The following is a 26,125-nucleotide window of genomic DNA, read 5'->3' as shown; positions in this document are numbered from 1 at the left end:
GCTCGCATTATTCTGCGGCGCGCCCTTGCGGGATCACCTCATACCCTGGCTCTTCAGGCTCATCATCCTCCATTTCAGCCGGAAAACCGGGCGCGCGGATGTCCAGGCCGGTGGACTCTTCCAGCCGTTTGATGATGTTCGGCGACAGTTCGCGGTCGCCGTAGCGCGCGATCCCGTCTTCGAAAATCTTGATCATCAGCGGGTTGATCTCCAGCGGCACTCCGGCGCGATCGGCGACCTCTTGAAACAGGCCGATATCCTTTTTCACCAGATCCATGGTGAACGAGATATCGCGCGAACCGTTCAGGATGACCTGACTTTCCGTCTCATGCACAAAGGATGTCCCCGACGAAATCTTGATCGCCTCATAGGTGGTGCCAAGGTCCATCCCGGCGGCTTTGGCGGTGACCAAAGCCTCGGCGCAGGTGATCAGGTTGGCGGTAGCGAGATAGTTGGTCAGCACTTTCAGCACCGAGGCCGAACCCAATTCACCCGTATGCAGGATGCGCCGCCCCATGGTGGTCAGGAAGGGCAGGATGCGCTCGAACGTCTGTCGATCACAGCCCGCGAAGATCGAGATATTGCCCGTCGCGGCCCGATGGCAGCCGCCCGAGACCGGGCAATCCACCGCAGTTCCGCCCCGTTCGATCACCATCGCGCCAAGGCGTTTGACCTCGGCCTCGTCGGTGGTCGACATCTCCATCCAGATTTTGCCGGGGGTGACCTCGGGCAGCATTTCCTGCATCACTGCGTCCGAGGCAGCGGGGGATGGCAAACAAGTGATCACCGCATCGCAATCGCGCATCAGTTGGGCCGGGCTTTCAGCGGCCTTGGCCCCTTGGGCGACAAACGCGGCCACCAGATCGGGGTTTAGATCATGCACCGTCAGATCGATCCCGTTGCGCAACAGCGATCCCGAGAGCTTGCCCCCCACATTGCCCAGCCCGATAAACCCTACTTTCATGCGCCGCACCCTCCTGTTCGCGTCTTGCGAACCATGCCAGCACGTCGGCCCAACCGGATCATGCCGCCCAGCGACCCGGACAGGTCGCTTTTTACCCGCGTGATCGCGGATCAGCGTGTTGCGCTTGACAAGCGGGGCAACCCTGCCGCATGTCCCTTTCGTTGGTGTCTGCGACAGCAGATGAAAAGGGAATGCGTCAGCGGATCATCCGCCAAACGCAGCCGCCCCCGCGACCGTGACCGGAGAGGGTGCCCAAGCCACTGGCGAATGCCGGGAAGGCGGGACATCCGACAGAGGACCACCTCTGACATCCGCAAGCCGGGAGACCTGCCAACACCCGAGAATGAAACCGGACGGGGTGTTCCGGTGTCGGGTCAATGGACCCGCATGAAACCCCGTCCCCCACGATGAGGATTTGGGGGGATGAGAGACATGACCGAGACCGCTCCGGTCGAATTGCTGGTTTGCACCACTTGCCGTCGCGGGCTGCCCGTCGAAGATGACGCGCAACGCCCCGGCACCCTGTTGCACAAGGCGCTGGAACAGGCGGACCTGCCCGAAGGGATCACGCTGAAAGCCGTGGAATGCCTGTCGAACTGTGACGAGGGCTGTTCCATCGTGCTGCGTGGTGGCCCGGATCGCTGGACATTCGTGTACGAGCATCTGAACGAGGTCGACCACATTGACGTGATCGTTGACGGCGCCACCAAGTATCTCGCGACCGAGGATGGCCTCGTTAAATGGCGCGAGCGTCCCGAACATTTCCGCAAAAACTGTGCGGCCCGCATTCCCCCGATTGGAGCCCTGAAATGAGCAATCTCGAAAAACTGCCCGTCACCGTGATCACCGGCTTTCTGGGCTCGGGCAAAACGACACTGGTCCGTCATCTGATGCAGAACCCGCAGGGCAAGCGTCTGGCCGTTGTGGTCAACGAGTTCGGCGATGTGGGCGTAGATGGCGATATCCTGAAATCCTGCGCCATCCCGGATTGCCCGGCCGAGAACATCATGGAACTGGCGAATGGCTGCATCTGCTGCACCGTGGCTGACGATTTCATACCCACGATTGAGGCCCTGATGGCGCTGGAGCCGCGCCCCGATCACATCCTGATCGAAACCTCCGGCCTAGCCCTGCCCAAGCCGCTGCTGAAAGCCTTCGACTGGCCGGATATCCGGTCCAAGATCACGGTCGATGGCGTGATCGCTCTGGCCGATGCCGAGGCCGTCGCTGCGGGTCGTTTCGCGCCCAATGTCGAGGCGGTGGACGCGCAGCGCTTGGCCGATGACTCGATTGATCACGAAACACCGCTGTCCGAGGTATTCGAAGATCAGATTTCCTGCGCCGATATCATCCTGCTGACCAAGCCCGATCTGGCCGGTCCCGAAGGTGTCGCGAAAGCGCGAGAGATCATCGCCGCCGAAGCCCCGCGCCCTTTGCCCGTCGTTGAGGTGGCCGAAGGTGCCGTAGACGTGCGCGTCGTGCTGGGCCTTGAGGCCGCCGCCGAAGATGACATGGACGCTCGTCCCTCCCATCACGACGGCCATCACGATCACGAGCATGACGATTTCGAAAGCATCATCGTCGAGCTGCCGGAACAGGCCGACCCGCTGGATCTGGTTGCCAAGATCGAACGTCTGGCCAAGGAACTCAACATCCTGCGCGTCAAAGGCTATGCCGCCGTTCAGGGCAAACCCATGCGCCTGCTGGTGCAGGCCGTAGGTGCGCGTGTGCGTCATCAGTATGACCGTCCGTGGGAGCCCGGCGAAGACCGCCGCTCGCGCCTTGTGGTCATTGCTGAGCATGACGACATCAAAGAGGCCGAAATCCGCGATATCCTTGTGGGCGTGACCGAGACCGCCGAGTAAGCCATGCACGTCGTCTTCCGCGAAAGCCACGGGCTCGAGGAAACCGAGACCCCGACCGATCTGGGCCAAAGCCCGGCGGATCTGGTGGTGCTGTCCTTTTCTGACAGTGACCTCGGCGCTTTCGCGGCAGGCTGGCATCGTGGCGGCGGCCCAGAAGGGCGGATGCCGACCCTCCGGCTGGCCAATCTGACGGCGCTGAAACATCCCTTGTCCATCGACACCTATGTCGAGCAGACGCTGGAAGGGGCCAAAGGCATCCTGATCCGTCTGATCGGAGGGGTGCCCTATTGGTCCTACGGTTTGCAGCAGGTTCTGGCGCTGGCGCAGGCCAAAGGGATCGCTTTGGCCGTCCTGCCTGCCGATGGGCGCGAAGACACGCGGCTGGATGAGTATTCCACCTTACCCGTCTCGACCCTCCGCCGTTTGGCGCATCTCTGCGACACGGGCGGAGAGGTTGCAGCGCAGGCGGCACTGGCGCAGATGGCGCTGGCAGCGGGGCTTTACGCAGGTCCCGTGATGGGGGCAAAAACCATCCCCGAATGCGGTGCATGGTGCCCGGATCGCGGTGTGATCCCGGTAGATGAGGCGTTCTCCGGCGATACCAAACGCATCCTCGTCACCTTCTACCGCGCCTATCTGACCTCCGCTGATACCGCCCCGGTCGCAGCCCTGATCCGCAGCCTGCGCGCGCGGGGTCTGGAGGCTGTGGGCCTCTTCGCCCCCTCGTTGAAAGCGCCCGCAGCCGCCGATTGGCTGCGCGACACCATTGCGGCCATGAACCCGTCTGCCATCATCAACGCCACGTCGTTCTCAGGTAAAGGCGCGTCGGGCACCTCGCCTCTGGACGCGGCGAATGTGCCAGTGTTTCAGGTCGCGCTGGCCACCTCGCGCCGCAAAGCATGGGCCGAAGCGGAACGCGGTCTATCTCCTGCCGACCTCGCGATGCATGTCGTTCTGCCCGAGGTGGACGGGCGGATCAGCGCAGGCATCGCGTCGTTCAAAGAACCCGGCAAACGCGACCCACATCTGGAATACTCCCGCTTTGCCCACCGCGCAGAGCCTGAACGGATTGAGGCCCTCATCGACCGCGTGACCGGCTGGCTAAACCTGAACGACAAGCCCAAGGCGGATCGGGTGCCCGCGCTGGTCATGTCCACATATCCCGGCAAGGATTGGCAGATGGCACATGCGGTGGGTCTGGACGCGTTGGCCTCGGCCGAGGCCATACTGTCCGACTTGCAGGCCGAAGGCTACAGCACTGCGCCGGCCGAGCCGATTGCTGAAACGCTGCCGGATGTCTGGTTGTCGTGGCCCCTTTCGGAGTATCAAACCGCGCTGGCGGACCTGCCTGAACAGTTGCGCACAGACCTGCAAACCGTCTGGGGCAAACCCGAAGACGACCCCGCCTGCACTGATGGTGCCTTCCACTTCACCGCTCTGCGCCGGGGCAAGGGCCTTGTCGCGCTGCAACCCGAACGCGGTACGCCCGAACTGCGCGATGACGATTACCACGATCTGTCTCGCACCCCGCGCCACGGCTATGTTGCGTTTTATTTGTGGCTGCGCAAAAGCCTGCACGCCGATGCACTGATCCATATCGGCGCGCATGGCACATTGGAATGGCTACCGGGCAAATCGGTCGCCCTGTCCGCCGATTGCTGGCCCGAGGCGCTGATCCGTGACCTTCCGGTGATCTACCCCTTCATCGTCAATGACCCCGGCGAGGCCGCACAGGCCAAACGCCGGATCGGAGCCGTCACACTGGGCCACATCCCGCCCGCGCTGAAGGAAAGCGGCACGCCAGATCGGATGGTGCGGCTGGAGTCGTTGCTGGACGAGTTCTCGAACGCAGATGGGCTCGACCCCAAACGCCGCGACCGACTGCAGGAAGATATCCGGGACGAGGCACAGGCTATCGGTTTGGAAAGTGATTTGGGGCTGGATCAAGCCACCTGCACCGCCGAGGCGATCACCCGCATTGACCGCTTTGTCTGTGACATCAAGGAAAGCCAGTTCGGCGATGGCTTGCACATCTTTGGCCGGGTGCCCGAGGTCACTGGTAATTTCGACCCCGCACCCTCGGCCCATGCCGAACGCAAGGGCCTGCTGGCCGCACTGGCCGGAAAGCGGATCGAGGCCGGTCCCTCTGGCTCCCCCTATCGCGGGCGCTCTGACGTGCTGCCGACGGGGCGGAACCTCTACACCACCGACCCGCGCTCGGTGCCGACCCGCGGCGCCTATACCCAAGGCGTGAAGCTGGCCGAGGAATTGGTGCGGCGGCATTTGCAAGAGGAAGGCGATTATCCAAAGGGTCTGATCGTTGACCTCTGGGGCTCGGCCACGATGCGCACGGCGGGCGAGGAATTCGCCATGGCGCTGCATCTGCTGGGGGTCAAACCGGTCTGGGACAAGGGGTCCGAGCGGGTCTCGGGCATCGAGGTGCTGCCGATCACCGACCTCAGCCGCCCGCGTCTGGACGTGACGCTGCGGGTCTCGGGCCTGTTCCGCGACGTGTTCCCGACGCTTTCCGCGCTTTATGGTCAAGCCGTCCGCGCCCTGTCGGCGCGGGATGAGGCTCCGGACTGGAACCCCTATGCCGGTCAGGAACCGGCGGCCCGCGTCTATGGCCCGGCCCCCGGCAGCTATGGTCTGAACATGACCCACCTGTCCGAAACCTATACTGATGAGGCCCGCGCGCAGGCGGGCGAGGCGTGGCTGGACGCCAGTTCCTTTGCGCTGGAAGGCGAGCATGTCGCGCAGGACAAAGACGGGATCACGCAGCGCGTGGCCAATGCCGACGGCTTTGTTCACCTACAGGATTTGACTGAAACCGACCTGTTGCTGGCCAACGACTACGCCACGCACGAGGCCGGGTTCGCCGCCGCCAAAAAGATCACCGGCGGCAGCGCGCAGCTTTACCACTTGGACAATACCAACCCCGAAAACCCCCGCGCCCGCACTTTGCCTGAAGAGATCAGCCGTGTCGTTCACGCCCGCGCCGCCAATCCGGGATGGATCGCAGGGATGCAACGGCACGGCTTCCGGGGGGCTGCCGAGATCGCAGCAACCCTGGATCACATGGCCTCATTCGCACATCTTTCGGGCACCGTCGCGCCGCATCTGTTTGACCTGTACCACGACGCCACGCTTGGCGATGCCGAGGTCGACAGTTTTCTGCAAGAAGCCAATCCGCAAGCGTATCAGGCCATGCAGGACCGGTTCCGCGCCCTGCTGGAGGCCGGTCTTTGGGACACCCGCCGCAATTCGATCCGCGCCGATCTGGAGGGGTTGCGATGAGCGCCCCCATCGTTCAGGGATGGTGCCCCGGCGCACACCGCCCGATGATGTCGGGCGACGGCTTGGTTGTGCGGGTGCGCCCGCGACTGGCCCGTCTCGACGCCGCGCAGGCAGTCGGCTTATGTGCGCTGGCCGAACGCTTCGGCAATGGAACCATCGACCTGACCAACCGCGCCAATCTGCAACTGCGCGGGGTGGCGGAGGCAGATCATCAACCGCTGCTGGCAGAACTGGCCGCGCTAGACTTGCTGGATGCGCAGCCGGGCATCGAGGTACGGCGCAATATTCTTGTCACCCCGCTCTACGAAGCAGGCGACCTGACGACGCGTCTGACACAGGAACTGATTGACCGGCTGGCCGACCTGCCCGACCTGCCCGCCAAGTTCGGCTTTGCCATCGACACTGGCCCCGCGCGCCTTCTTGCAGCGGATTCGGCGGATATCCGACTGGAATCCAGACCCGATGGCCTGATCCTGCGCGCTGACGGGGCCGAGACAGGACGAACCGTGTCCAAGGCTGAGGCCGTCGATCAACTAATCACGTTGGCCGGATGGTTCGCCAAGACCTACACCCCCGAGACCCGCCGCATGGCGCGGGCCGTCGCCGCACATGGTCTACCGCCAGAGTTGCAAGGCACCGCGCCCGGACCGATTGGCGCAGCGCTGGAACCCGGCGCTTGCGCGCAAGGGACCTTTTACGGCGCGGCGTTCGGGCAATTGCCTGCGCGCGAGCTTGCCGGTTTGATAGAGAAAAGCGGCGCAACGGCCCTGCGGGTCACCCCATGGCGGCTGATCCTGCTGGAAGGCGGGGCGGCGATACCTGCCCCGGCCTTTGTCACGGACGGCACCGATCCGCTTATGACCACCGACGCCTGCCCCGGCGCGCCGTTCTGCCCGCAGGCGCAAGTGGAAACCCGCGACATCGCACGAGCACTGGCCCCGCGCGCCCCCGGTACGTTGCATGTCTCAGGTTGTGCCAAAGGATGCGCCCGGATGGGGACTGCCGATATCACTCTGGTCGGCCGAGATGGACGATTTGATCTTGTCAAACAAGGCCGCGCAGGGGATGAGCCCTGCCAGACCGGCCTCACCGAAGAAACACTCATGACCATGGACTTCACCTGATGCCCTACACTTATGAAACCGATGGCGCGGCGATCTATAAGGAAAGCTTTGCCACCATCCGGTCCGAGGCCGATCTGGCCCGGTTTGATACCGACGAGGAACAGGTTGCCGTCCGCATGATCCACGCCGCCGGGATGGTCGGGCTGGAGGAATTCGTGCATTTCTCGCCCGGTTTTGTGCAGGCCGCCCGTACTGCGCTGGAAGGCGGCGCGCCGATCCTGTGTGACGCGCGCATGGTCAGCGAGGGCGTCACACGCTTTCGCCTGCCTGCCGAGAATGAGGTGATCTGTACATTGCATGACGAACGTGTGCGCCCCTTGGCTGCCGAGATGAGCAACACCCGTTCGGCTGCGGCGCTTGAACTCTGGCGTCCACATCTGCAGGGCGCTGTGGTTGCAATCGGCAACGCTCCAACCGCCCTGTTCCACCTGCTGAATATGCTGGAGGACCCCGACTGCCCGCGCCCGGCCGCCATCATCGGCTGCCCGGTGGGGTTTGTCGGCGCGGTGGAATCGAAAGACGCCCTGTGGGTTGCGCAACCGGTGCCGTGCTGCATTGTCAAAGGCCGTCTGGGCGGCAGCGCCATCACCGTCGCCGCCGTCAACGCCATCGCGAGCCGCGCGGAATGAGCGCGGGCAAGATATACGGCGTCGGCCTCGGCCCCGGCGATCCGGACCTGATGAGTGTGCGGGCAGATCGTCTGCTGCGCAACGCAAGGCATGTGGCGTTTTTCCGTAAACCGGGCCGCAGCGGTCAGGCGCGCAAGATCGTCAACGGGATGATCCCCGAGGATGCTGTGGAATTCCCGATGGAATACCCCGTCACAACGGAAATTCCACTGACCGATCCTCGCTATAACAAGCTGCTCTCGGCCTTTTACGAAGACTGCGCGGCGCATCTGAAGGCGCTCTCCGAGCAAGGCGAGGATGTGGTTGTATTATGTGAGGGTGACCCGTTCTTCTACGGCTCTTTCATGCATCTTTACAGCCGCTTACGCACCATATCTGATGTAGAAGTTGTGCCTGCCATCACCGGTATGTCCGGCGCTTGGACCGCGACCGGAGATCCAATCACATGGGGCGACGATGTGCTGACCGTGCTGATGGGCACCTTGCCCGAAGACACGCTGGCCGAGCGGATGACGCAGACGGACGCTCTGGTCGTGATGAAGATCGGGCGCAATATCGACAAGGTGACGCGGGCGCTGAAGTCTGCCGGTCTTTATGACCGTGCGTGGATCGTGGAATACGCCCAGATGCCCAACCAGACGGTGACAAAACTGTCCGACGCCTGTGACAGGATCACCCCCTATTTTTCGATCATCCTGGTCCACGGTCAGGGGCGGCGGCCATGAGCGGTTGGGTCAAGATCGCGGGCCTTGGCCCGGGTGATGAGGCTTTGGTCACACCCGAAGTGACCGCCGCTTTGGCTGAGGCCACCGATGTCGTCGGCTATGTCCCCTATGTCGCCCGCATAGCCGAACGCCCCGGCCTGACCCTGCACGCCAGCGACAACCGGGTCGAGATCGACCGATCGCAGCACGCTTTGCAGATGGCGGTCGATGGCAAACGAGTTGTGGTGGTCTCGTCGGGTGACCCCGGCGTGTTCGCCATGGCGGCTGCGGTGTTCGAGGCACTGGAAAACGGACCGTCCGAATGGCGTAACACTCCGATTGACGTGCTGCCGGGGATCACGGCGATGCTTGCGGCCTCGGCACGTGCCGGGGCACCGCTGGGGCATGATTTCTGCGCCATAAACCTCAGCGACAACCTCAAGCCTTGGGCGTTGATCGAGAAACGTCTGCGGCTGGCAGCGCAGGGCGATTTCGCCATGGCCTTCTACAACCCGCGCTCAAAGTCCCGCCCGGAAGGCTTTGTAAAAACGCTGGAAATCCTGCGTGAGGAATGTGAACCCGAACGACTGATCCTGTTCGCCCGCGCGGTCTCACGCCCGGACGAGGCGATCCGGATTTCCACGCTGGCCGAGGCAACGCCCGAGATGGCGGACATGCAGACGGTGGTCATCGTCGGGTCATCCCTGACCCGTGTGATCCAACGCGACGCCCCCCCGATCGTCTACACCCCGAGGTTCACGCCGGAATGAGCGAGCCAGTCCAGAACCTGCGCGACGCTTTCCAGCTCGGTCCGCTGCGGCAAGGCCGGTCGGTCGATCATCAGCACCGTCACCCCCAGCGCCCGCGCCGCATCCAGCTTGGCCCGCGCGCCGGTGCCGCCTGCGTTCTTGGACACGACCAGTTGCGTGCCGTGCCGGTGCATCAGCGCGCGGTCTCCGGCCTCGGTGAATGGCCCTCGGGACACAACAATCTCGCAATCCGGCAGCGGCAGCACGGCGGGTTCATCGACCAGCCGCAGCAGATAGTGGTGTTGGGGCTGGGCCGAGAAATCCTCGAGATGCATCCGGCCCACGGCCAGAAACACGCGGCGCGGCGCACCCGCCAGCGCCTGCACCGCTGCGGGGATGTCGGGCACGTGCTGCCAGTTGTCACCCTCTTGCTTCACCCAAGCGGGACGGGTCAGCGCAGCCAGCGGCACGCCGGTCTGACCGCAAGCCTCGATCGCATTTCGGCTCATCTGCGCAGCAAAGGGATGCGTTGCGTCGATGACATGGGTAATCTGATGATCGCGGATATGGCGAGCCAGCCCGTCGACCCCGCCAAAACCGCCCACCCGCACCGGGATGGGCTGCGCGCGCGGAGTATCGACCCGGCCCGCGTAGGAATAGGTCGCCGCAACGCCGCGCTCTGCCACTGCGCGGGCAAGGGCATTGGCCTCAGTCGTGCCACCAAGGATCAGGAGGTGAGACATGCGTGAAGCTCCGTGGCTGACCGTTCTGGGGTTGGGCGAAGATGGACTGGATGGCCTGTCGCCCGCAAGCCGTCAAGTGCTGGACCGGGCCGAGGTCATCATGGGCCCGCCACGCCACCTCTCGCTGATCCCCGAAGGCCAGGCGGACCGCATTGAATGGCCTGTTCCTTTTGCCGATGGCCTGCCGATCCTGACAAGGTTGCGCGGGCGGCGCACTGTGGTGCTGGCCTCGGGCGATCCGTTCTGGTTCGGCGCAGGCTCAGTCGTCGCGCGCAATTTCGATGCCGCCGAGTGGAGCGCCCTGCCCGGCCAATCGACCTTTTCGCTGGCGGCGGCCCGGTTGGGCTGGCCGCTGGAAACCACGCTGACCTTCGGTTTGCATGCCGCGCCCCTGACGCGTTTGCGGCCTCACCTGTCTTCGGGTCTGCACGCCATTTTGCTGCTGCGCGACGGCAAAGCGGTGGCAGAGCTTGCGACCTATCTGACGGAGACCGGGTTCGCCGACAGCGCGTTGCACGTCATGGAAGCCCTCGGCGGGCCGCGCGAACGGTCGCGCAGCGTGTCGCTGACAGAGGCTCTGTTGGGAACGTTCGAACATCCGGTCTGTGTAGGGTTAGAGGTGCGTGGTAACGGACAAGCGTTACACAAGGCCTCGGGCAAGCCGGACGAGATTTTTGAGACCGACGGCCAGATCACCAAACGCCCGATCCGCGCGCTGACCCTGTCGGCGCTCGCCCCACGGCGCGGGGAGCATCTGTGGGATATCGGCGGCGGCACCGGCTCGATCAGTATAGAATGGCTGATGTGCGACCCGACCTTGACGGCCACAACGATCGAGCCGCTGGAGGACCGTGCGGATCGCATCCGCCGCAATGCCGATACGCTGGGGCAGGATCGGCTGGATGTCATACATGGCACTGCGCCCGATGCTCTGCCCGGTCTGCCCCATCCGGATGTGGTTTTCATCGGCGGTGGGCTGAGTACGGATTTGCTGGACTGGCTGCACACCAATCTGCCCGCTGGCACCCGGCTGGTTGCCAACGCCGTGACGCTGGAAAGCGAGGCGCTTTTGGCGCAGTGGCACGACAAACTGGGGGGCGATCTGCTGCGCATCGAACTCGCGCATTCGGCCCCGCTGGGCCCCCGGCGCGGCTGGAAATCCGCGTACCCGGTTGTGCAGTGGAGCGTGACCTTATGATCGTTGCGGGGTTCGGGTTTTCCTCGGCAGCTACAGCCGACAGCCTACGGGCGGCGTTTGACCTGGCCTGCGCAGGGCAGCATGTCGACGCGCTGGCCACTGTAGCCGACAAGCGGGGCCATGCTGGTCTTGCCGCCTTCGCCGAAGACACCGCTCTGCCCCTGCATTACGTTGCGCCGGGCGATCTGGACGGGCAGCGCACGCTCACCTGCTCGCCCCGCAGCCGGGCCACCCATGGCACCGGCAGCGTGGCAGAGGCATCCGCCCTTGCTGCCGCCGGACCCGGTGCCCGGCTGCTTGCCCCCAGACAGATTTCGGACGACCGGCTGGCCACCTGCGCCGTCGCCATCGGAGGACAGACATGACCGTTCACTTCATCGGCGCCGGTCCCGGCGCTGCCGACCTGCTGACCTTGCGCGGGCGCGATATCATCGCGTCCTGCCCAGTGTGCCTGTATGCGGGCTCGCTGGTGCCGGATGAGATTCTGGGCCATTGCCCTGATGGCGCGAAGATCGTCAACACCGCGCCGATGGATCTGGATCAGATCATGGCCGAGATCAAAGCCGCTCATGACGCCGGTCACGACGTGGCGCGCCTGCATTCCGGCGATCTGTCGGTCTGGTCGGCGATGGGGGAACAGATTCGGCGGCTGAAACAGATGGGCATCCCGGTCAGCGTCACCCCCGGCGTGCCCTCCTTTGCTGCTGCGGCAGCGACGCTGGGCGCGGAACTGACCCTGCCCGGCCTCGCGCAATCGGTGGTTCTGACGCGGACGCCGGGCCGCGCCTCGTCAATGCCCGAAGGCGAGACACTGGAGAACTTCGCCCGTACTGGCGCGACTTTGGCGATCCATCTGTCGATCGGCAATCTGGATAAGGTGATCGCCGATCTGACCCCGGCCTATGGCGCGGAGTGCCCGGTCGCTGTGGTCTACCGCGCCAGTTGGCCGGATGAGAGGGTAATTCGCGCAACGCTGGCCACCCTGAAGGGCGCGCTGGACGAGAGCATCTCGCGCACCGCCCTGATCATGGTCGGCCCCGCGCTGGCCGGTGAGGGCTTCGACGAAAGCTGCCTCTATTCTAAAACCTACGACCGCCGCTACCGCCCGCAAAGCGCGGACAGCCCGTGGTCAAGCTGGAGACATGGCGATGACTGAGGTGATGGCGAACCCTCCGGGCGTTCTGATCTCGGCGCCTTCGTCCGGCACTGGCAAAACGACGGTGATGCTGGGCTTGTTGCGGGCTCTGGCCGAGGATGGTCTGACCGTGCAACCATTCAAAAGCGGCCCGGATTACATCGACCCGGCCTTTCACCGGGCGGCGGCAGGGCGTGCCTCGTTCAATCTGGACAGTTGGGCGATGGGTGAGCCGCTTTTAGGCGCGATTTCGGCGCAGGCCGGGGGCGCGGATATCGTGGTGGCCGAGGGCTCGATGGGCCTGTTTGATGGCGTCGCGAAGCCCGGGGAGCTAGGGCACGGCTCCAGTGCCGAGACTGCGCTGCGCATGGGCTGGCCGGTGGTGCTGGTTCTGGATGTGGGCGGTCAGGCACAATCAGCGGCCGCCACGGCGCTGGGGTTTCGGATGTATAACCCGGACCTGCCCTTTGCCGGTGTAATCCTGAACCGCTGCGCCAGCCCGCGTCACGAACGCCTGACCCGTTTGGGGATGGAACGCGCGGGCCTGCCTGTACTGGGCGTGCTGCCGCGTCGGGGCGATCTGACGCTGCCGGAACGCCATCTGGGCCTGATACAGGCGGTGGAACATCCCGATCTGGAAAGCGCCATTGCCGGATATGCCGCGTTTTTGCGCGAACATGTGGACCTTGAGGCGATCAAGCGGGCGGCCTCCTCAGGCCCTGTTGGGCCATCGTCAGCCGCGCTGCCGCGCCCTCCGGCCCAGCGGATTGCGCTGGCTCGGGATGAGGCGTTTTCCTTTACCTATCCACATTTGCTGGAAGGCTGGCGCGCAGCTGGGGCGGATATTCTGCCGTTCTCGCCATTGGCCGATGAGGCTCCGGCAGCGGATGCCGATCTGGTTTGGTTGCCGGGGGGATACCCGGAACTGCATGCTGGCAAGCTGGCCGCGGCTGATACCTTTCTGACCGGGCTGCGCAAGCATGCCGAGACAAAACCCGTTCACGGCGAATGCGGGGGCTATATGGCCTTGGGCGAGGGGCTGATCGACAAAGACGGAACCCGTCATGCGATGGCCGGGCTGTTGGGTCTTGTGACGTCTTATGAAAAGCGCAAGTTCAACTTGGGCTACCGCCGGGCAGAATTGCTGGCCCCGATGCCGGGTCTTGCTGTGGGCACCGCGCTGCGGGGGCATGAGTTCCACTATTCCTCGATCATCGACCAGCCGGATGCCCCTTTGGCGCGGGTCTTTGACGCCGAAGGGACCGAGGGGCCTCAGACTGGTTCCGTCCGGGGCAATGTGACCGGCACGTTCTTTCACCTGATTGCCGAGGCCTCGGCATGAGCGGGTTCGTGTCGTTCATCGGTTCCGGCCCCGGCGACCCGGAGCTTTTGACGCTGAAGGCTGTGGACCGGATGCAAAAGGCTGATGCGGTGCTGTTCGATGACCTAAGCAGCGGGCCGATCCTGACCCATGCGCGTGAGGATGCTGATCTGGTTGGCGTGGGCAAACGGGCCGGTCGCCCCTCACCCAAGCAGGATCATGTCAGCCGGTTGCTGGTGGAATACGCCCAGACCGGGCAGCGCGTCGTTCGGCTGAAATCCGGCGATGGCGGGCTGTTCGGACGGCTTGAGGAAGAACTGGTGGCCCTGCGCGCCGCCGGGATCAAGTATGAGATCATTCCGGGCATCCCCTCGGCCGTGGCAGCGGCAGCGGCAGCAGGCATACCGCTGACCCGCCGCCTGACGGCACGGCGGGTGCAGTTCGTCACCGGCCACGATGTCAGTGGCAAATTGCCCGAGGACCTGAACCTGCCCGCCCTCGCCGACCCCGGTGCGACGACGGTTGTGTTCATGGGCAAACGCACTTTCCCGCTATTGGTCGAGGCGCTGCATGCCCACGGCTTGCCGCTGGACACACCCGCGCTGATGGCCGAGTCAGTGTCGACGCCCGAACAATCCCTGCAACGCTCGACGGTCGGCGCGTTGGCAGGCCAGTTACAGTCCGAGATCGGTATGGCCCCCGCATTGATCCTGTATGGCCCTCTGGCAGAGTTCGACGATGTATGACCTGACCCTGATCGGCATCGGCACGGGAAACCCCGATCACGTGACCTTTCAGGGCGCGCAGGCCATCCGTGCGGCGGACCTGATCCTGATCCCGCGCAAGGGTGAGAACAAGGCCGATCTGGCCGGGCTGCGCGAGGAGATCATCGCGCAGGTGTCAGAGACACCCCCCAAAATCGCCTATTTCGACATTCCCAAACGCCGCTCGGAAGACGGCTATCTGCGCGGCGTGGATGAATGGCATGATGCCATCGCCCTGCGCTGGCAGGAGGCAATTGCGGCGCATCCCGAGGCGCGCAGCGTCGCGCTGCTGATCTGGGGCGATCCCTCGCTCTATGACAGTTCCCTGCGCATCGCGGCGCGGCTGGACCCGCAACCGCCGACCAAAGTGATCCCCGGCATCACCGCCTTGCAGGCCCTGACAGCCGCCCACGCGATCCCGATCAACGATATCGGCGCGCCTTATGTGGTCACCACCGGGCGGCGCATCCGCGAGGAAGGCTGGCCCGTAGCGGGATCGAACGTGGCGGTGATGCTGGATGGCGAATGCTCATTCCAGAGCCTTGAGATGGCGGATTATGACATCTGGTGGGGGGCGTATGTGGGCATGACAGAAGAAATTCTGATCCACGGTCCTTTGGCGGAGGTGGCTCAGCAGATACTCGACTCCCGTGCCCGGGCCCGCGCCGATCACGGCTGGATCATGGACATCTATGTGCTGAGAAAGCGTGGGACCTGACGCACCCGGTCTGCAAAGAATTGCCGCCGGGGACACAAGAATGTGACTGCCGTTTGTGCCGCTTTCTGGCATCAATCACGCACCCTTAGCCAAGGAGGTTGCCCCGATGAAAGCGTTCTGGTCGATGTTATGTGTTCTGGCCCTGCCCGTCAGCGCCGAGATTGCGGAACCGCCCGCAGGATGGGCCGTCTATCCAACCGGCAAAAGCTATGCGCAACTGGTCGATGACACCAAGGCAGCCGTGAAGGAAAACGGGCTGATCGTGGTCACTCAGGCCGGACCGACCAAAGCTGCTGCCTCGCGCGGGATCACCATTCCGGGCAACCGGGTCATCGGGGCGTTCAACAATGACTACGCCGTCCGCGTTCTAGGAACCTCGACCGCCGCGATGATCGAAGCGCCGATCCGGTTCTATGTGACCGAGAACGAGGACGGAACGGCCACGCTGTCCTACAAAACCCCGAGCTTTGTCTTTGCGCCCTACGTTTACGAGGGCGGCGAGCCCCTGAGCGATATCGCGCTGGAACTGGACGAAAAGTTTCAGGCGGTGGCGGAAAGCGCAGTCAAATAGTCACACTGGCGTGATCCGGCTTGCTTCCGGGGGCATCCTCCGCAATCTGCATTGAAATAACGAATTCGGAGCACGATTGATGCAGGACCTGCCCCCCCGCGCCGCTGATCTTCTGGCACAACGACTGTACGAGGCCGGATGCCGCCACGCGTTCGGCATGCCCGGGGGCGAGGTTCTAACTCTGGTGGATGCCTTGGAACAGGCGGGGATCACCTTTCATCTGGCCAAGCACGAAAATTCCGCCGGGTTCATGGCCGAGGCCGTGCATCACCGTGATGGCGCGCCTGCGATTCTGGTGGCAACGCTTGGCCCCGGTGCGATGAACGGGATCAATGTGGTCGCCAATGCGCTGCAGGACCGGGTGCCGATGATCGTGCTGACCGGCTGCGTCGACGCGGATGAGGCGCTGACCTACACCCATCAGGTGATGGACCACGCACAGGTCTATCGCTCGATCACCAAGGGCACGTTCCTGATGACGGCCGAGGGCGCGGATATCGTCGCGGACAAGGCGGTCACGCTGGCCAACCAGCCCCGCCCCGGCCCGGTGCATATCGACGTGCCGATCTCGGTCGCCGATACGCGGGTATCGGGCGTCAAGCGCCGCCGCCGCGCCAAGATCGCCGCTGTCGCGCCCGAGGGGAACTGCGTTGAAAAGGCCCGCCGCTGGGTGACCGAGGCCGAGCGGCCCATCGCCATTGTCGGTCTGGACGTGCTCTATGACGACTCGCGCAATGTGGTGCAGGCGTTTCTGGAACACTTCAGCATTCCCTTCGTGACCACGTACAAGGCCAAGGGCGTCGTGCCCGAGGATCATCCGCTGTGCCTTGGTGGCGCGGGACTGTCTCCGCTGGCCGACAAGCATCTGGTGCCGCTGATCGAACAGGCGGATCTGGTGCTGTGTCTGGGCTACGACCCCATCGAAATGCGCCCTGGCTGGCGCGAGATCTGGGACCCCGAGGACAAGCGCGTCATCGACATCTCGGCCGTGCCCAACGACCACTACATGCATCAGGCCGGGTTGAATCTGGTCGCCCATACCGGTGCCACGCTGGAAGCCGTCGCCAAAGGCAACCCCGCGCGCCAGACATGGCCCGGAAGGGAACCGGCCAAGGTCAAGGCGGCGCTGGCGCAGGCCTTCCCAACCGATGACGACTGGGGCCCGGCGGCTGTGATCGCCGAAACCCGTGCTGTCCTGCCCCCGGAATCGCTGGCCACGGCAGACAGCGGCGCGCATCGCATTCTGCTAAGCCAGATGTGGAATTGTTCCGAGGAGCGCGGCCTGATCCAGTCCTCGGCGCTTTGCACCATGGGCTGTGCTGTGCCGATGGCGATTGGCCTGAAACTGGCCGAACCGGACCGTCCGGTGATCAGCTTTTCCGGTGATGCAGGGTTCCTGATGGTCGCCGGAGAACTGTCGACCGCTGCCGAGATGGGCGGCAACCCGATCTTTCTTGTGTTCGTGGATGCCAGCCTCGCGCTGATCGAGTTGAAACAGCGCCAGCGCCAGATGGGCAACCGAGGTGTGGATTTCGACCGCCATGACTTCGCGGCGATGGGGCGGGCTTTTGGCGCCTATGGCCATACCGTGCGCAACCGCTCAGAACTGCGCGCCGCCCTGAATGAGGCCTTGAAGGCTGACCGTTTCACCGTTATCGCCGCCGAAATTGAGCGCGGAGGATATGATGGCCGGATCTGAAGGACCACTGAAAGGCGTCAAGGTTCTGGACCTGTCCCGCATTCTGGCCGGGCCGACCTGTACCCAGTTGCTGGGCGATCTGGGGGCCACCGTCATCAAGATCGAAAACCCGGCAACGGGCGGCGACGACACCCGCCAATGGGGCCCGCCTTATGTGGAAGATGCCGAGGGCAACCGATCAGACCTGAGCGCGTATTTCATGTCCGCCAACCGCAACAAGAAATCCGTCGCCATCGACATTGCAACACCCGAAGGACAGGCGGAAATCAAACGGCTGGCCTCGCATGCGGACATTCTGATCGAGAACTTCAAACCCGGCGGGCTGGCGAAATACGGGTTGGACTATGCAACCCTGTCGCAGGAGTTGCCGGGCCTCGTCTATTGCTCGATCTCGGGCTATGGCCAGACCGGACCCAACTCTGACAAACCCGGCTACGATCTGATGGCGCAGGGCTATGGCGGGATCATGTCTCTGACCGGTGACCCCGAGGGTATGCCGATGAAAGTCGGCGTCGGGATCGCGGATGTCATGTGCGGCATGTATGCAGCGGTGGGCATTCTGGCAGCACTGCGCCACCGCGACCTGACGGGAGAAGGCCAGCAGATTGATCTGGCCCTCGTGGATGCCCAGATCGCGTGGCTGATCAATGAAGGGGTGAACTACCTGACCTCGGGCAGCGTGCCCCAGCGGCGGGGCAACGGGCATCCCAATATTGTTCCTTACGAGGTTTACGAGACCTCGGATGGCCATGTGATTCTGGCGGTCGGAAATGACAGCCAGTTCAAACGGTTCTGCGGCTTTATTCAGATGCCCGAACTTGCCGATGACACCCGTTTTGCCACCAACCCGGCCCGGCTGGAACATCGCGACGCGCTGAACGATGTGCTTCGCCCGGCACTGCGGGCGCTGGCAACGGAAACGGTGATCTCTCAGCTTGAGGCGGTCAAAGTTCCGGTCGGTCCCGTGCAGTCCCTGGATCAGGTCTTTGCCACCGATCAGGTCGCGGCCAGACAGATGCAAATCGAGATGCAGGCCGACCCCGGCACGGTGCAGTTGATCGGGAATCCCCTGAACCTGTCGCGCACGCCTGTAACATATCGCAACGCACCGCCGGTCTTTGGGGCCGATACTGACGCTATTTTAGGCGCTGAAAATCCGTTCGAAGACTGAAACACTTGCCTTTTTCGGCAGCATGTTGCTGAAACATGCCCTTGAATCGGCGGTTTTTTTCGCTTTTTGCGCACACGGGTTTTCACCAATTCGAGAGCAGGGTCGATACTGATACGACGCATTCGCACACTCTGATAAATCGGACAGTGTCACATGTCGCAATCAGATTGGACCCAAGCATGAAACAAGACGTTTTTGGACAAATGAACACCCTGACCCAGCCGGCCAGTGTCGATGCCTGGAATGGTGTTCTGCTTGGGTTCATGGCGCACGCAGCAATCACACCTCAGCATCTGGGCAAAGTGCTAGAGCTTGAGCCCGATTTTGCTCTGGGTCACGCCACCAAGGGCCTGTTCATGGTTCTGCTGGGCCGTCGCGAGATGATTGCGGTCGCGATCGACGCGCTGAACGCGGCCAAATCCGCAATGGAGCGTCAGCCGGTCTCGGCGCGCGAACGGCTGTATGTCGAGGCGCTCGAAATGTATCTGGCCGACCTGCCCTCGCAGGCCATTCAGAAATTCGAAGAGATTCTGCGCGCCCATCCCGAAGACACGCTGGCGATGAAGCTCAGCCATGCGACCCGTTTCGTTCTGGGCGATTCCGCGGGCATGCGCCGGTCGATTGAACGGGTTCTGCCCGCTTATGCGCCGGATCATCCCGGGCGCGGCTATCTGCTGGGTTGCCATTCCTTCGCGCTGGAAGAAACTGGTGCTTATGAAAAGGCCGAGATCGCTGGTCGTCAGGCCCTGTGGATGGTGTCGGACGATGCCTGGGGCCTGCACGCCGTGGCCCATGTGCACGAAATGACCGGCAACGCGCAACTGGGTCTGGACTGGCTGGCCGGGCGCGAGGACGCTTGGGCGCATTGCAACAACTTCCGCTATCACGTCTGGTGGCACAAGGCGCTGATGCATCTGGATCTGGCTCAGGTCGATCGCGTGATGGAGTTGTATGACGAACATATCCGCAAAGACAAAACCGACGATTACCGCGACATCTCCAACGCGACCTCGCTGCTGTCGCGACTGGAGTTGGAGGGTGTCAATGTCGGCAACCGCTGGGAAGAACTGGCCGACCTCAGCGCCACCCGGACCGAGGATGGCTGCCTGATCTTCGCCGATCTGCACTATCTGCTGGCCCTAACCGGCGACAACCGCACCGAGGCGACAAGCCAGATGCTGCAGCGCATTCAGAAAGACGCGCAGCGCAATCAAGGCGACACACCTGTTCGCATGTCCGACCCGGGCATCGCGGCGGCCAAGGGTTTGGAAGCCTTTGGCGACGGTCTCTATGGCCAAGCCTTTGATTTTCTGTCAAATGCACGCGACGGAATGCAATTGGCAGGTGGCAGCCACGCCCAACGTGATGTATTCGAGCGCATCACAATTGATTCCGGCCTGCGCGCCGGTCGTCTGGATGCTGTCGAGCGCATCCTGGACGACCGCCGCGCCAAACGGGACGGAGGCGAGGACAATTACGCTCTGGCGCGCCGCGCATTGATCGACGCGGCCCGCGACAACGGAGACGCACAAAGCGTCCCGGCTGAATAACAAAAAGACCAAGAAGGACAGAAACCGTATGGCGACAGTATCGCCCGCTTCTGATTTTGCGCCTGTGGCGGCCTCGGCCGCCACTCCTGCCCGCGCGCGCGATCCGCGATTGGATTTCTATCGCGGCATTGCGATGTTCATCATCCTGATCGCGCATATTCCCAACGACCCCTGGGCCAACTGGATTCCGGCGCGCTTCGGCTTTTCAGACGCGACCGAGATTTTTGTGTTCTGCTCCGGCATGGCCTCGGCCATTGCCTTTGGCGGGGCCTTTGCGCGCAAAGGCTGGTTGATGGGCACGGCCCGGGTCGCGTTTCGGATCTGGCAGGTTTACTGGGCGCATATCTGCCTGTTCTTCTTTGTCGCCATGACCATGGCGGCGCTGGATAACTCGGGCCTGTTCCAGAAAAGTTATGTCTCGTCCCTGAACCTGCAGCATTTCTTCAACGATCCCCTGCCGCAGATGGTGGGTCTGTTCACGCTGACCTATGTGCCGAACTACTTTGACATCCTGCCGATGTATCTGGTGGTTCTGGCGATGATGCCGTTGTTCATGGGTTTGCACCGGATCGGGTTCTGGGCGGTTGCGGTGACGTCAATCGCCATTTGGCTGGTGGCCCAGTTCGGCGTTCTGGCCCTGCCTGCCGAGCCGTGGTCGGAGCGACAGTGGTTCTTCAACCCCTTCGGTTGGCAGTTGCTGTTCTTCACCGGGTTTGCCTTCATGCGCGGCTGGATACCGGCCCCGCCGGTATCAAAAACGCTGATCTGGGCGGCTGCGCTGTTCCTGATCCTGTCCATGCCCTTTGGGTCGTGGAAAGTGTTTACCTGGATCAACGCGGCATTTCCTGATCTGGCCGAGGAAATCCGCAAGGTCTGGCCGATCACCAAGGAGCTTCGCAACAAGACCGAGTTTGGGCTGTTCCGTTACATCCACTTCCTGTCGCTGGCCTATCTGGGCTGGGTTGTGGCAGGGGAACATGGCCACCGCCTGATCGCTTCGGGGCACAGTGCTGCGGCGCGGGTCTGGCAGGTGTTGCTGACCCTGATCACCAAGGTCGGCCAGCAATCCCTTGCGGTTTTCGTATTCTCGATGGCTGCGGCCCGTCTGATCGGCGTGGTGCTGGACCAGACCGGGCGGGATGTTGCCAGTGTGTTTGCAGCCAACATGATTGGCTTTGCCATGATTATCGGTGTGGCCTATCTGGCCGCTTGGTTTAAGTCTCAACCCTGGAAATCGAAAAAATGAATTTTACGCGTCGCGCATTTCTGGCATCAACCTCGGCACTCGCCTTTGCCCCGGCCACCTTTGCCGTGGGCGGGGATGTTCCCTTTGACCGCAACGACGTGATCGCGCTGGCCCGCGAGATGGCCAGCCGCCCCTATTCTGAGCGCGAGATGGTCCCGCAGGAATGGCAGGACCTGACCTATCAGCAGTATCGTTCCATCCGCTTCCGGCTGGACCGCGCGCTGTGGTACGAGACCGAGACGCCCTTCAACGTCGATTTCTTCACCCCCGGCCTTTATTTCCCGCGCACCGTCAAGGTTTCGACCGTCGAGGACGGGATGACCAGCCCGGTCGCCTTCGATCTGGGAATGTTCGACAAGTCCGAGGATGTGCCGACCCTCCCCATCGACGACACGCTGGGCTTTTCCGGTCTGCGCCTGCGGACCGAGATGCACCGCCCAGGCAAAACCGATGAATTCTGCGTCTGGCAGGGGGCCAGCTATTTCCGCGCCATCGGTCTGCATGAGGTCTACGGCCTGTCCGCCCGAGGACTGGCCCTGAAAACCGGCGACCCGGACGGCGAGGAATTCCCCGAATTTATCCGCTTCTGGCTGGAACGTCCCAAGCCCGGCCAGCGCAACATGGTCGTCCACGCGCTGATGGACAGCCCCAGCGTGACCGGGGCTTATCGCTTCAACGTCACTGCCGGTGCCGACTGCATCATGGATGTCGAGGCCACGCTGTTCCCGCGTGAGGAACTGCCGCATGTGGGCATCGCCCCCGGCACCTCAATGTTCTTGTTCGATCAAACGAACCACAGCCGGTTCGACGATTTCCGCCCTGCCGTGCATGACAGCGATGGCCTGCTGATCCGCAACGGCGCCGGAGAGGTGCTGTGGCGGCCCCTGGCGAACCCGACACGCCTGCAAATTTCGTCCTTCGTGGACATGAACCCGCGCGGGTTTGGCTTGATGCAGCGCAAGCGCAAGTTTTCGGACTATGCGGACCTTGAGGCGAATTACCACAAGCGCCCCGGCCTGTGGGTCGAACCCAATGGCGACTGGGGCAAAGGCACCGTTACGCTGGTCGAGATTCCGGCGGATCAGGAAATCTATGACAACATCGTCGCCTACTGGCGCCCGATGGAGCCCTATGCGGCAGGCAGTCAGGTTGATCTGTCCTACCGCCTGATCTGGGGCGAGGAGCCCCAGCGCACCCCGATGCCGCGTGTGATCAACACGGCAATGGGCGAGAACACCTTTGGCGAGGGCCGTCTGGCCGTGATCGACTTTGAGGACAGCGAGCTCTTCGACGACCCCGAGGCGATGACGATCTTTGTGAACTCGCCCCACGCCGAAACCTCGGATGGTGTTCTGCAACGCAACCCCGACACGGGCGGTCTGCGGCTGGCATTTTCGTTTGAACCCGGAGAACGCACCTATGTCGAGCTGCGCGCGCAGTTGTTGAAGGACAAACAGCCAGCTTCCGAAGTCTGGCTTTACCGTTGGACCACATGAACCGCGATCTGCATATCATGCCGCCCGAGGCTCCTCTGGCGATGCCTGCGCAAGATTTCAACGCAGGCTTCCGCGATGCGCAGGTGCCACAGGGCAAGCGCACCTCGGCCGGGTTCTGGCGCGCTTTGGCGTTTTCGCCCGCGATGGCGGCGGCGCTCGGCCTGTTATGGGTCATGAGCGACTGGTTCGGGGCCGAGGGGATCAATCTGGTCGAAGGCATCCTGCTGACGCTGATCTCGTTTAATTTCTTCTGGATCACCTTTACGGTCTGCACTGTTTTACTGGGCATGGCATCGCTCTCGCGGCAGGAGCAGCCCAAACGGCAGGGCCGCCCGCAACCCCTGCGTGTGGCGCTGCTGATGCCGGTCTACAACGAAGTGCCGTGGAACGTGCTAGGCAACGCCCGCACGATGCTGGAAGACCTGCGCGCGCGGGGCGGTCAGCATCACTACGCGATGTTCATCCTGTCCGACACCCGCGACCCCGAGATCGCAGCGCAGGAACAGGCCAGTATCGAGGCGCTGCGCACCACCCTCGCGCCCGGTCTGGAGCTATATTACCGTCGCCGCGAACAGAACACTGACCGCAAGGTGGGCAACATCACCGATTGGGTCAGCCGCTGGGGGGCCGATTGGGACGCGATGCTGGTGCTTGATGCCGACAGTCTGATGACCGGGCGCGCCATCACCCGCCTGACCGATGCGCTGGCGCGCGATCCCGGCGCAGGCCTGATCCAAAGCTATCCGCAACTGATCGGCGCGCAGTCGGTCTTTGCCCGGATGCAGCAGTTCGCCAACGGCGTTTATGGCATCGCCTTCGCCGAAGGGCTCGCCCGCTGGTGCGGGCAAGAGGGCAATTATTGGGGTCACAACGCCATCATTCGCACGCGGGCCTTTGCCTCAAGCGCCGGTCTGCCGAAACTGCGCGCCTTGAACGGTCAGGAAAAGCTGATCATGAGCCACGATTTCGTCGAGGCCGGTCTGCTGCGCCGCGCCGGATGGGGCGTGCGCTTCCTGCCGCGCATTCGGGGCTCTTATGAAGAGACACCACCCACCCTCATCGACCACGCCCTGCGCGACCGGCGCTGGTGTCAGGGCAACCTGCAACATCTGAAACTGCTGGGCTCGGCAGGCTTCCGCGCCGTGTCGCGGTTCCACATGTTCCACGGCGCGGTCGGATATCTGATGTCGCCGCTGTGGTTTGCTCTGCTGGTGATGTGGGCGCTGATTGGTGAGGGCAAGGACGCCTCGGTCCTGCATTATTTCAGCCCCGACAACCCACTTTTCCCGCAATGGCCCGAGATGTCGGAAACCCGGCACGTGCTGATCATTCTGGTGATGTACGCGATGCTGTTGGCGCCCAAGGTGCTGGGCGTAGTGGCGCTGCCCTTGAGCGGGGTGCGCTATTCCGAGTTCGGCGGCGGGCGCAAATTCCTGACGTCCTTTTTGGCTGAGGTCGTGCTGTCGATCCTCTACGCGCCGATCCTGATGGTACAGCAGATGATCGCGGTGATCCGGACGGCCTTTGGCATCCAGAAAGGCTGGACGCCACAGGCGCGCGACGGCGGCACGTATAACCTGCGTACGCTGATCCTGTGCCACACGCTCGAGACCATCAGCGGCGTGGCGCTGAGCGTGGGCATTCTGGCTGGGCTGGTCTCAGTCTGGTTGGCCCCGATTGCCATCAGCCTTGCTTTGGCCATCCCGCTATCCGCGCTGAGCGGCGTATCTGCAGGCGCGGCGCGGCGTATGGTTGGCATGCGCGAGGATGTACGTGAGCCTGCGATCACCCGCTCGGCCCGCCGTCACCGGGACGAGCTAAAGCGCCTGATCGAAGGCAAGGGCATCGTCACCCCGGCCGAGTGATCAGCCGCCCGGCAGCCCTTCGTACCAGTCCACCATCATGTCCGCCCAGCCTTTGGGAACGGTGTGCCCGCCCGGGAACAGGGCAAATTCCAGCGCACCACCTTCGTCGCAGCCGTTCCAGTAGCGGCGCATGAACTGATCCGTGGTGGAAAACCCGCTGGGCTTGGTATCGACGCAGCCATTGGCAACGCGCCAGATTTCCAGACCGGCAAAGATATCGCCCTGATGGAACCTGCCACCGCCCAATAGCCGCCCTTCAAGCGGTACAACGTTGTCGATCCAGCCGTGGGTGTGGAACATGCGGACCGGGCCATCGCAGGCCTCGGGGTGCGGTCGCCAAAACCCGCCAGACACGGGGACATAGGCCGCAAACGTATCGGGCGCCGCGCAGGCGAGATAATAGACCATGAACGCCCCTGCCGAGAACCCGCCAAGAATGGACCGCTCCGCGTCGATGCCGAACCTGTCTGCGGCGTCCTGCACAACCTCGGTCAGAAAGGCGGTTTCATCCCGATCGCCAAAACCTGGATAGAAGTTCCAGCTTTTGACCCCGGGCCGGTTTGCGCGTTCCAGCCCCTCGGGTGCCATCACCGCGTATCCCCGCGCCAACAGAGGGTCCACCATGCCACGATTTTTCATCGTCCCCGTGGCGCTGCCGCCATAGCCATGCAGGAACACGACAAGCGGCGGGTTTTCGACCTCGGGCAATTCTATGAAATATCCGCCGGATGCGGTTTCGCACATCTGGTCGGCGTCACCGCACGCGGCTGTGGCCGCTTGGCCGGCAATCGCAAGGCACAGGGCCAACCCGTATTTCACGCTCATCCGTCATCCTCTGTGTATGTCTCAATCGGCAACCCGGTGCGCACCCACCCCGGACCCGCCGCTGACCCCAACATGCCTTCTGGCACATCAATGATGTTGGTAAACCCGGCCTGAGTCAGTTGATTGCTCAACCGGGCCGAGCGGACACCGCGCGCGCAGATCAGCGCCACGGGCGCACCCCGATCACCGTCCACAAGCTGCGTCAAAGCTGCCACGAAATCGTCGCGCCGCATGTCAAGCGGGTGGGCTCCTTCACCCACACCGGTCGCCCGCCATTCGTGCGGCGTGCGGATATCCACCAGCAGTATCTCTCGGGCTAAAGCCTGCCTGTGGGCCCGGGCAACATCAAGCTGGCCACCCCCATAGGCTTCGGGGATCAGGCGATATTCGCGGATCGCAAAACCCGCAGCGATCGCTGTGCAACCGCCCAACACTACCCACCTGCGGGTTTTTGTTCCTGTGTTCGCCATGTCGTGTTCTCCTGCGCCGAC

The 26,125-nt window shown here is 63.3% G+C and carries 24 protein-coding genes and 1 riboswitch; of the genes, 20 read left to right on the top strand and 4 right to left on the bottom strand.

Annotated features, from left to right (window positions below):
• Positions 1-7: 7 nt before the first annotated feature.
• Entirely contained in the window at positions 8-1,075 is a 1,068-nt protein-coding gene (locus tag ACR0NJ_RS00455) for an NAD(P)-dependent oxidoreductase (protein ID WP_480815540.1), read from the bottom strand.
• 34 nt (positions 1,076-1,109) lie between these two features.
• Positions 1,110-1,313: riboswitch (cobalamin riboswitch) on the top strand.
• An 83-nt stretch (positions 1,314-1,396) separates the two neighbouring features.
• Between ACR0NJ_RS00455 and ACR0NJ_RS00450 the strand changes: the two genes are divergently transcribed.
• From ACR0NJ_RS00450 to cobJ, 7 genes are read left to right on the top strand one after another with little or no spacing between them, the layout of a single operon-like run.
• Entirely contained in the window at positions 1,397-1,777 is a 381-nt protein-coding gene (locus ACR0NJ_RS00450) for a DUF1636 family protein (protein ID WP_480815170.1), read from the top strand.
• Positions 1,774-2,829, top strand: a complete 1,056-nt coding sequence (gene cobW / locus ACR0NJ_RS00445; protein ID WP_480815169.1) for a cobalamin biosynthesis protein CobW — start codon at positions 1,774-1,776, stop codon at positions 2,827-2,829. The genes ACR0NJ_RS00450 and cobW overlap by 4 nt, the downstream gene beginning before the upstream one ends.
• Before the next feature lie 3 nt (positions 2,830-2,832).
• Positions 2,833-6,126, top strand: a complete 3,294-nt coding sequence (cobN, locus tag ACR0NJ_RS00440) for a cobaltochelatase subunit CobN (RefSeq protein ID WP_480815168.1) — start codon at positions 2,833-2,835, stop codon at positions 6,124-6,126.
• Complete coding sequence (locus tag ACR0NJ_RS00435) at positions 6,123-7,250, top strand: cobalamin biosynthesis protein CobG (protein ID WP_480815167.1); 1,128 nt, start codon at positions 6,123-6,125, stop codon at positions 7,248-7,250. The genes cobN and ACR0NJ_RS00435 overlap by 4 nt, the downstream gene beginning before the upstream one ends.
• Entirely contained in the window at positions 7,250-7,879 is a 630-nt protein-coding gene (locus tag ACR0NJ_RS00430) for a precorrin-8X methylmutase (RefSeq protein ID WP_480815166.1), read from the top strand. Before ACR0NJ_RS00435 ends, ACR0NJ_RS00430 begins: the two co-directional genes overlap by 1 nt.
• Complete coding sequence (locus ACR0NJ_RS00425) at positions 7,876-8,604, top strand: precorrin-2 C(20)-methyltransferase (RefSeq protein WP_480815165.1); 729 nt, start codon at positions 7,876-7,878, stop codon at positions 8,602-8,604. Before ACR0NJ_RS00430 ends, ACR0NJ_RS00425 begins: the two co-directional genes overlap by 4 nt.
• A complete protein-coding gene (cobJ, locus tag ACR0NJ_RS00420; RefSeq protein ID WP_480815164.1) occupies positions 8,601-9,353 on the top strand; it encodes a precorrin-3B C(17)-methyltransferase in 753 nt (250 codons plus the stop codon). Before ACR0NJ_RS00425 ends, cobJ begins: the two co-directional genes overlap by 4 nt.
• Here cobJ and ACR0NJ_RS00415 read toward each other — a convergent pair.
• Positions 9,326-10,075, bottom strand: coding sequence for a cobalt-precorrin-6A reductase (locus ACR0NJ_RS00415; RefSeq protein WP_480815163.1), 750 nt, complete (start codon positions 10,073-10,075; stop codon positions 9,326-9,328). The genes cobJ and ACR0NJ_RS00415 overlap by 28 nt on opposite strands.
• Here ACR0NJ_RS00415 and cbiE point away from each other — a divergent pair.
• The 13 genes from cbiE (at position 10,074) to mdoH (ending at position 24,809) form a co-directional block, all read left to right on the top strand.
• A complete protein-coding gene (gene cbiE, locus ACR0NJ_RS00410) occupies positions 10,074-11,273 on the top strand; it encodes a precorrin-6y C5,15-methyltransferase (decarboxylating) subunit CbiE (protein ID WP_480815162.1) in 1,200 nt (399 codons plus the stop codon). The genes ACR0NJ_RS00415 and cbiE overlap by 2 nt on opposite strands.
• Positions 11,270-11,638, top strand: a complete 369-nt coding sequence (locus ACR0NJ_RS00405) for a cobalamin biosynthesis protein (RefSeq protein ID WP_480815161.1) — start codon at positions 11,270-11,272, stop codon at positions 11,636-11,638. The genes cbiE and ACR0NJ_RS00405 overlap by 4 nt, the downstream gene beginning before the upstream one ends.
• The gene (cobM, locus tag ACR0NJ_RS00400; RefSeq protein ID WP_480815160.1) at positions 11,635-12,429 is read left to right on the top strand and encodes a precorrin-4 C(11)-methyltransferase; all 795 of its coding nucleotides are present in this window, start codon (positions 11,635-11,637) and stop codon (positions 12,427-12,429) included. The genes ACR0NJ_RS00405 and cobM overlap by 4 nt, the downstream gene beginning before the upstream one ends.
• Complete coding sequence (locus tag ACR0NJ_RS00395) at positions 12,422-13,750, top strand: cobyrinic acid a,c-diamide synthase CobB (protein ID WP_480815159.1); 1,329 nt, start codon at positions 12,422-12,424, stop codon at positions 13,748-13,750. Before cobM ends, ACR0NJ_RS00395 begins: the two co-directional genes overlap by 8 nt.
• The gene (cobA, locus tag ACR0NJ_RS00390; RefSeq protein ID WP_480815158.1) at positions 13,747-14,475 is read left to right on the top strand and encodes a uroporphyrinogen-III C-methyltransferase; all 729 of its coding nucleotides are present in this window, start codon (positions 13,747-13,749) and stop codon (positions 14,473-14,475) included. Before ACR0NJ_RS00395 ends, cobA begins: the two co-directional genes overlap by 4 nt.
• A complete protein-coding gene (gene cobF / locus ACR0NJ_RS00385) occupies positions 14,468-15,211 on the top strand; it encodes a precorrin-6A synthase (deacetylating) (RefSeq protein ID WP_480815157.1) in 744 nt (247 codons plus the stop codon). Before cobA ends, cobF begins: the two co-directional genes overlap by 8 nt.
• 106 nt (positions 15,212-15,317) lie before the next feature.
• Positions 15,318-15,782, top strand: coding sequence for a DUF302 domain-containing protein (locus tag ACR0NJ_RS00380; protein WP_480815156.1), 465 nt, complete (start codon positions 15,318-15,320; stop codon positions 15,780-15,782).
• A 79-nt stretch (positions 15,783-15,861) separates the two neighbouring features.
• On the top strand, positions 15,862-17,481 hold the full coding sequence (locus tag ACR0NJ_RS00375) for a thiamine pyrophosphate-binding protein (RefSeq protein ID WP_480815155.1): 1,620 nt from the start codon (positions 15,862-15,864) through the stop codon (positions 17,479-17,481).
• Positions 17,468-18,652: a CaiB/BaiF CoA transferase family protein gene (locus tag ACR0NJ_RS00370; protein WP_480815154.1), complete on the top strand. Its 1,185-nt coding sequence runs from the start codon at positions 17,468-17,470 to the stop codon at positions 18,650-18,652. The genes ACR0NJ_RS00375 and ACR0NJ_RS00370 overlap by 14 nt, the downstream gene beginning before the upstream one ends.
• A 179-nt stretch (positions 18,653-18,831) precedes the next feature.
• A complete protein-coding gene (locus ACR0NJ_RS00365) occupies positions 18,832-20,202 on the top strand; it encodes a tetratricopeptide repeat protein (protein ID WP_480815153.1) in 1,371 nt (456 codons plus the stop codon).
• 28 nt (positions 20,203-20,230) lie between these two features.
• Complete coding sequence (locus ACR0NJ_RS00360) at positions 20,231-21,448, top strand: OpgC family protein (protein ID WP_480815152.1); 1,218 nt, start codon at positions 20,231-20,233, stop codon at positions 21,446-21,448.
• Complete coding sequence (locus ACR0NJ_RS00355; protein ID WP_480815151.1) at positions 21,445-22,944, top strand: OpgD/OpgG family glucan biosynthesis protein; 1,500 nt, start codon at positions 21,445-21,447, stop codon at positions 22,942-22,944. Before ACR0NJ_RS00360 ends, ACR0NJ_RS00355 begins: the two co-directional genes overlap by 4 nt.
• A complete protein-coding gene (mdoH, locus tag ACR0NJ_RS00350) occupies positions 22,941-24,809 on the top strand; it encodes a glucans biosynthesis glucosyltransferase MdoH (protein WP_480815150.1) in 1,869 nt (622 codons plus the stop codon). The genes ACR0NJ_RS00355 and mdoH overlap by 4 nt, the downstream gene beginning before the upstream one ends.
• Here mdoH and ACR0NJ_RS00345 read toward each other — a convergent pair whose 3' ends face one another.
• Together ACR0NJ_RS00345 and ACR0NJ_RS00340 are read right to left on the bottom strand one after the other, a co-directional pair.
• Positions 24,810-25,634, bottom strand: coding sequence for a CE1 family esterase (locus tag ACR0NJ_RS00345; protein ID WP_480815149.1), 825 nt, complete (start codon positions 25,632-25,634; stop codon positions 24,810-24,812).
• Positions 25,631-26,104: a rhodanese-like domain-containing protein gene (locus tag ACR0NJ_RS00340; RefSeq protein ID WP_480815148.1), complete on the bottom strand. Its 474-nt coding sequence runs from the start codon at positions 26,102-26,104 to the stop codon at positions 25,631-25,633. Before ACR0NJ_RS00340 ends, ACR0NJ_RS00345 begins: the two co-directional genes overlap by 4 nt.
• Between the last annotated feature and the right edge of the window lie 21 nt (positions 26,105-26,125).

This window comes from Ruegeria sp. F11, assembly GCF_056533855.1.
Note: the sequence above shows the minus strand (reverse complement) of the source record. Positions and strands in the feature narration are given on the sequence as shown.